This is a genomic window from Rhodoblastus acidophilus, assembly GCF_025961575.1.
Classification (GTDB): Bacteria; Pseudomonadota; Alphaproteobacteria; order Rhizobiales; family Beijerinckiaceae; genus Rhodoblastus; species Rhodoblastus acidophilus_C.
The window spans coordinates 103,375-109,927 of the sequence record NZ_JAOQNX010000017.1 but is presented as its reverse complement, the minus strand read 5'-3'; the positions used below and the strand labels follow the sequence as shown (position 1 = coordinate 109,927).

Below are 6,553 nucleotides of genomic sequence, written 5' to 3'. Positions count from 1 at the left end.
GCTTGGTCATGATCTCTCCTGATGCGCGGCGATCATCGCCGCTGTCAGGCACAAAAGCCACTTATCGTCCTGTCCAGATTCTCCGGGCCAGCTCTGATGGACATTTTGTGCGTGATCTCCAACTGCCCGCAGATCAACAACCCCTGCAACGGTTTCATCCCCACGCCGGTCCAGGCTTTGATTTGGGACGCTCCGGAGGCGTAAATGTTCACGAAAATCCTGATTGCCAACCGGGGCGAAATCGTCGGCCGGATCGGAAAAACCTGTCGAAAAATGGGCGTCAAAAGCGTCGCCGTCTATTCCGACGCCGACCGTTTTGCACGGCCCGTGCTTGATGCGGATGAAGCGGTGCGCCTCGGCCCGGCGCCCGCCGCCGAGAGTTATTTGCAGGCGGATAAAATCATCGAAGCCTGCAAGCGGACCGGCGCGCAGGCGGTGCATCCCGGCTATGGCTTTCTGTCCGAAAACGTCGGTTTTGCCGAAAAGCTGGCGGCGGAAAACATCGCCTTCATCGGGCCGCGCCCCGAGCATTTGCGCGCCTTCGGCCTCAAACACACGGCGCGCGACATTGCGCAAAAGGCGGGAGCGCCGCTACTGCCGGGCACGAGCATTTTGGAGACGGTCGAAGACGCCCTGGCTGCGGCGGAAACCATCGGCTATCCCGTCATGCTGAAGAGCACGGCGGGCGGCGGCGGCATTGGCATGCAGCTCTGCGAGGGGCCCGAATCTCTCCGCGAAAAATTCGAGAGCGTGCAGCGGACCGCTCAGGCCGGTTTTGGCGACGCGCGGCTGTTTTTGGAACGTTTTGTGGCGCGCGCGCGCCATGTCGAAGTGCAGATTTTCGGCGACGGCAAGGGCCGCGTCGTCGCGCTCGGTGAGCGCGATTGTTCGCTGCAACGGCGCAACCAGAAGGTCATCGAGGAAACCCCGGCGCCGGGGCTTTCCGACGCGCTCAAGTCCCGCCTGCGGGACGCGGCTTGCGCTCTGGGCCGCGCCGTAAAATACGAGTCGGCGGGCACGGTGGAATTCATCTACGATGTCGCCCGCGACGATTTTTACTTCCTGGAAGTCAACACGCGCTTGCAGGTCGAGCATCCCGTTACGGAAACGGTGTTCGGCGTCGATCTGGTGGAATGGATGATCCGTCAGGCGGCGGGCGAAGACGTGCTCACCGGCGTCGATCTCACCCAGCGCGGCGCGGCGATGGAGGCGCGTCTTTACGCCGAAAACCCCGCGCAAAAATTCCGCCCCAGCGCCGGCCTGCTGACGGAGGTTTCGTTCCCTGCGGACGCGCGCATCGACGGCTGGATCGAGACCGGCGCGGAGGTCACCGCCAATTACGATCCCATGCTGGCGAAGATCATCGTCCATGGCGACACCCGCGACGCGGCGCTGGCAAAATTGCGTGCGGCGCTCGACGCCACTCGCGTCTGCGGCATCGAAACAAATCTGGCCTATTTGCGCGCCGTCGCCGCATCGGAGGTTTTCGCGCGGGGCGAGGTCGCCACCAATGTGCTGCCCCACTTCGCCTTCCAGCCGCGCTCGCTCGACGTGCTGAGCCCGGGCGCGCAATCGACCATCCAGGAATTGCCCGGGCGCCTCGGCCTTTGGGATGTCGGCGTGCCGCCGAGCGGCCCGATGGACGAAAACAGTTTTCGGCTGGCCAACCGCATCGTTGGCAATCCGGAAACCACGACCGCCCTGGAGATGACCGCGCGCGGCGCGACGCTGCGCTTCAATTCCGACGCAATGTTCGCGCTGGCCGGCGCGCGGATGAAGGCGACGCTCGACGGCGCCGAGATCGCCAACAATGTTCCTCATGCCGCCAAAGCCGGACAGGTCCTGGCGGTCGGCGCCGTCGAGGGACCGGGCCTGCGCACCTATCTGGCGCTGCGCGGCGGTTTTGACGCGCCCGAGTTTTTGGGCTCGCGCGCAACCTTCACGCTGAGCGGTTTTGGCGGCCACGCCGTGGGCGCGCTCAAAGCCGGGGACGTCCTGCATTTCGGCGACGCCCCTGCCCTGAGCGAGCCCCGACCAGCCCGCGAGGACGAACGGCCGCCGCTCACCCATGACTGGCGGCTGGCGGTGATCTACGGCCCCCACGGCGCGCCCGACTTTTTCCTCGACGCGGATGTGGAAGAGCTGTTTTCCGCCGAATATGAGGTGCATTTCAACTCGGCGCGCACGGGCGTGCGTCTGATCGGCCCGAAGCCAAACTGGGCGCGCGCCGATGGCGGCGAAGCCGGTCTGCATCCCTCCAACATCCACGACAACGCCTATGCGATCGGCGCCGTGGACTTTACCGGCGACATGCCGATCCTGCTCGGCCCCGATGGCCCGAGCCTCGGCGGTTTCGTTTGCCCCGCCGTCACCGCGCGGGAGGATTTGTGGAAGCTTGGACAGCTCAAGCCGGGCGACAAGCTGAAATTCGTTCCCGTCGCGCGGGAAAACGATCCCGTCGCCGGACCCACGGTGAAAAGCGCGCCCGGCTCCGGCATTCTCGGCAAGGTCGAGGGCGAAATCCCGGCCGTCTACCGCCGCGCCGGCGACGACAACTTGCTTGTCGAATATGGCCCGATGGCGCTCGACATCGGCCTGCGCATGCGCGTGCATCTGCTGGCGCAAAAGGTGCGCGAGGCCAGTCTGACCGGCCTGATCGACATGACGCCGGGCATTCGCTCGCTGCAGGTGCATTACGACAGTTCGGTCTTGTCGCGCACAAGACTGCTCGATGTTTTGCGCGAGATCGAGGCCGACATGCCGTCGACCGATGCGATGAACGTCCCCAGCCGCATCGTGCATCTGCCGCTGTCGTGGAACGATCCGCAGGCGCAGCTCGCCATGCGCAAATATCAGGATCTCGTGCGCCCCAATGCGCCCTGGTGTCCTGACAACATCGAGTTCATCCGCCGCATCAACGGGCTCGACGATGTGGCGGCGGTGCAAAACATCATTTTCGACGCCAATTATCTCGTGCTCGGCCTCGGCGACGTCTATCTCGGCGCGCCCGTGGCGACGCCGGTCGATCCGCGTCACCGCCTGGTCACAACAAAATACAATCCGGCGCGCACCTGGACGCCCGAAAACGCCGTGGGCATCGGCGGCGCCTATATGTGCGTCTATGGCATGGAGGGACCGGGCGGCTACCAATTGTTCGGCCGCACCATCCAGATGTGGAACAGTTTTCGCACGACGCCGGAATTCGCGCCGGGGTCGCCATGGCTGTTGCGCTTCTTCGACCAGATCAAGTTTTTCCCGGTGAGCGCGGAAGAGCTTTTGGAGGCGCGCGCGGCTTTTCCGCATGGCGGCTATCCCGTCAAAATCGAGCAGACCGAATTTTCTTACGCCGACTACAAAAAATTTCTCGCGCGCGAAGCGGACGGGATCGCCGCGTTCAAGACAAAGCAGCAAGCGGCTTTCGAGGCCGAGCGGCAGCGCTGGCGCGACGCGAAGATTGACGACGCGCCGCTGGATGAAGCCGCCGCCGCGCTCGGCTCCGGCGGCGAAGTCCCGGACGGCTGCATCGGCCAGTTCGCCGAGGCGCCCGGAAATGTCTGGCAATGGCGGGTCGGCGAAGGCGATCACGTCGAGATCGGACAGCCCCTCCTGGTGATTGAGTCGATGAAAATGGAAATTTCCATCGCCGCGACGGCGCGCGGCATTGTCCGCAGCCAATTGGTCAAGCCCGGCCAGACGCTTCGCGCCGGCGACCTGGTCTGTGCTCTGGAGGAAGTGTGATGGCCCTGTTCACCCTGAGCTCCCTGCGCGCCCGCTATGCCGAAAATCCGCAAAACCTGTTCGACGTCGTCGAGGAGGTTTTGGCGCGGATCGACGCCTGCGACGATCCCGCGGTTTTCATCAGCCGCGTCGCGCCGCAAAACCTGCGCGCCGCCGCCCGCGACCTTTTCGCGCGCGAACCCGATTCCAAAAAACTGCCGCTTTGGGGCGTCCCCTATGTGGTGAAAGACAATATCGACGTCGCCGGCATGGCGACCACCGCCGCCTGTCCCGATTACGCCTATCAGGCGCAGCATGATTGCCACCGTGGTCGCCCGGCTACGCGCGGCGGGCGCGCTGCTGGTCGGCAAGACCAATCTCGACCAGTTCGCCACCGGCCTGAACGGCACGCGCTCGCCCTATGGCGCGCCGCGTTGCGTGTTCAATCGCGATTACGTGTCCGGCGGTTCGTCTTCGGGCTCGGCGGTGGCGGTGGCGCGCGGCCTCGTCGCCTTTTCTCTCGGCACGGATACGGCGGGATCGGGGCGCGTGCCCGCCGCCTTCAACAATATCGTCGGCGTCAAACCCACGCCCGGCCTCGTCCCCGCGACGGGCGTGGTCCCCGCCTGCCGCAGCCTCGATTGCGTCAATGTCTTTGCGGCCGATGTCGCCGATGGCGTTGCCGTGCGCCGGATCATCGAAGGGTTCGATGCGCAAGACCCTTATTCCGCGGCGCCCGCGCCCATCGGCTTGCCGCCGCAGCCGCGCGTTGGCGTGCTGACGACGGGCGATCGCGAATTCTACGGCGACGCGGAGAATGCAAAGCTTTATGCGCAGGCGGTCGCCCAAGCGGAGACGCTGGGGTGGCGCGTGGTCGAATTCGACTATGCGCCCTTCGCCGAAATCGCCGCGCTGCTCTATGAAGGGCCGTGGCTGGCGGAGCGGCTCGCAGCCATCGAGCCTTTCCTCGCCCAAAAACCCGAAGCCCTCGATCCGACCGTGCGCGGCCTGATCGAAAGCGCGAAAAAATTCTCGGCCGCCGACGCCTTCCGGGGTCAATACCGGCTGCAAGAGCTTTTCCGCGCCGCTGACAAGGAAGCCGAAAAATTCGATGTCCTGCTGCTGCCGACGTCGCCCACCATTCACACGGTCGAGGCCATGAAGGCCGACCCGGTGCGGCTCAATGCGCAATTCGGCCGCTACACCAATTTCGTCAATTTCCGCGGCATGGCGGCCATCGCCGTTCCCGCCGGCTTCCGCGCCGACGGCTTGCCCTTTGGCGTCACCCTGATCGGCCCGCCGCAGAGCGACGAGGCGCTGGCGCCCTTCGCCGCCGCCTTCCACGCGGCGTCGGGCTGCGGCGCCGGTGTTGCGCGAGAATCCGTTCCGGCGCAGGCGCCGGCGCCTCTGACCGGCAGCCTCGAGATCGTCGTCGTCGGCGCCCATCTCGCCGGCCAGCCCTTGAACTGGCAACTCACCCAAGCCGGCGGATGGCTGGTCGAAGCGACGCGCACCGCGCCCGACTATCGGCTCTATGCGCTCGCCAACACCACGCCGCCCAAGCCGGGTCTGATCCATGAGCCGGGTTTTGCCGGACCGGGTCTCGAGGTTGAAGTCTGGTCGCTGCCCGCCGAAGCCTTCGGCCGTTTCGTCGACGCCATCCCGGCGCCGCTCGGCGTCGGCAAGATCACGCTCGCCAGCGGCCGGCGGGTCACGGGATTCCTTTGCGAGGCGCATGCCCTGACTGGCGCGCGTGAAATCACCAACCACGGCGGCTGGCGTGATTTTCTTGCGTCGCAGCGCTGACATCGCGCGCTGCTGAGGACCAGTAGCCGCTCGTGTTGCGGCTACGGATTGCTGCTCAGCTTCATTGCAATCAGCCCAGATATGATCAGCGCCGCGGCGATCAGACGACCAAAGGTTGCTTGTTCGCCCAGCGCGACAATGCCAAGCACGAAGGCCCCAATCGCGCCGATGCCGGTCCAAATCGTGTAGGCGGTTCCGAGGGGCAAAGTGCGCATCGAAAGCGCCAGAAGTCCGAGGCTCCCGATCAGGGCCACGATCACGGTCGCAGTCGGCCAAAGACGCGTGAACCCGTCCGACTGCTTCATCGCGTAGGCCCACGCAATTTCCATCACACCGGCGAGAAAGAGATAGACCCAAGCCATGACCGGCCCCTTTTCAGGACCGGGCCGTCCCGGACTTCTGTCCCGCACGGTTGCAGGAGGAGGACGTTGCCTCGCTTCACCACATTTTTTAGTGTTTCACGAGCCTGTCAAGGTCAACCTGTCCACGTTGCTGTCCGCCGTCAACGCGATCAACTCGAAGCCGCGATTGCTGTTGAGGCGATGGCCGCCACGTCGGCGCGGATCAATCGCCCTGGCCGGTTCATAGGCTGGGACCAGTGGGATGTCGTCGCCTTGGTGCTTGCCGCTGGCGTGCTGAAACTCGCGGCGCTAGCGATCGCCTGATCGCTTTTATTCGAACCGCTACGAAATTAAAGCCGCGTTTCAGCTCGGTTTTTGTCGCTTTTCGTCTGTGTGTGTGAATCGATGCACGTCAATACATGCGCAAGCTTGCAGAAATTGACGAATAAGCGTAAAGCGCGTCAACCTAACGAGGTTGCGAAATGCGAATCGTTCATCGCGAGCAAATTATTTTCAATGAAAGCCGCACCGACTACACCCTTTACTGTTACGGTACGTCATATCTCTTGAAAACGGTGACGTGCGAGGGGCAGTACGAGCAAGAGGTTCTTGAAGTCCTCAGTCAAGCGAACGCCCAAGCGTGGCTCAATGGAACCGAAGACGACGAACGACAGTGTAGCTGAGCGCCT

General features: G+C 64.2%; 3 protein-coding genes and 2 pseudogenes. 4 read left to right on the top strand and 1 reads right to left on the bottom strand.

Annotation, left to right across the window (positions count from 1 at the left end):
- Positions 1-96 precede the first annotated feature (96 nt).
- From M2320_RS13465 to atzF, 3 genes and pseudogenes are all read left to right on the top strand, one after another.
- A pseudogene (locus M2320_RS13465) lies at positions 97-204 on the top strand (urea carboxylase); the annotation flags it as partial.
- Positions 205-3,738, top strand: coding sequence for an urea carboxylase (uca, locus tag M2320_RS13460; RefSeq protein ID WP_264597727.1), 3,534 nt, complete (start codon positions 205-207; stop codon positions 3,736-3,738).
- Positions 3,738-5,523, top strand: a pseudogene (gene atzF, locus M2320_RS13455) (allophanate hydrolase). The gene uca and the pseudogene atzF overlap by 1 nt, the downstream one beginning before the upstream one ends.
- 41 nt (positions 5,524-5,564) lie before the next feature.
- Here atzF and M2320_RS13450 read toward each other — a convergent pair.
- Positions 5,565-5,885: a DMT family transporter gene (locus M2320_RS13450; protein ID WP_264597726.1), complete on the bottom strand. Its 321-nt coding sequence runs from the start codon at positions 5,883-5,885 to the stop codon at positions 5,565-5,567.
- Between the two features lie 66 nt (positions 5,886-5,951).
- On the opposite strand from M2320_RS13450, the gene M2320_RS13445 reads away from it, so the two are divergent.
- On the top strand, positions 5,952-6,188 hold the full coding sequence (locus tag M2320_RS13445; protein ID WP_264597725.1) for a hypothetical protein: 237 nt from the start codon (positions 5,952-5,954) through the stop codon (positions 6,186-6,188).
- The last annotated feature ends 365 nt before the right edge of the window (positions 6,189-6,553 follow it).

Excerpts from the sequence above, each read along its gene's own strand:
- uca (WP_264597727.1), top strand. The coding sequence starts at position 205 with ATGTTCACGAAAATCCTGATTGCCAACCGGGGCGAAATCGTCGGCCGG.
- M2320_RS13450 (WP_264597726.1), bottom strand. The coding sequence starts at position 5,885 with ATGGCTTGGGTCTATCTCTTTCTCGCCGGTGTGATGGAAATTGCGTGG.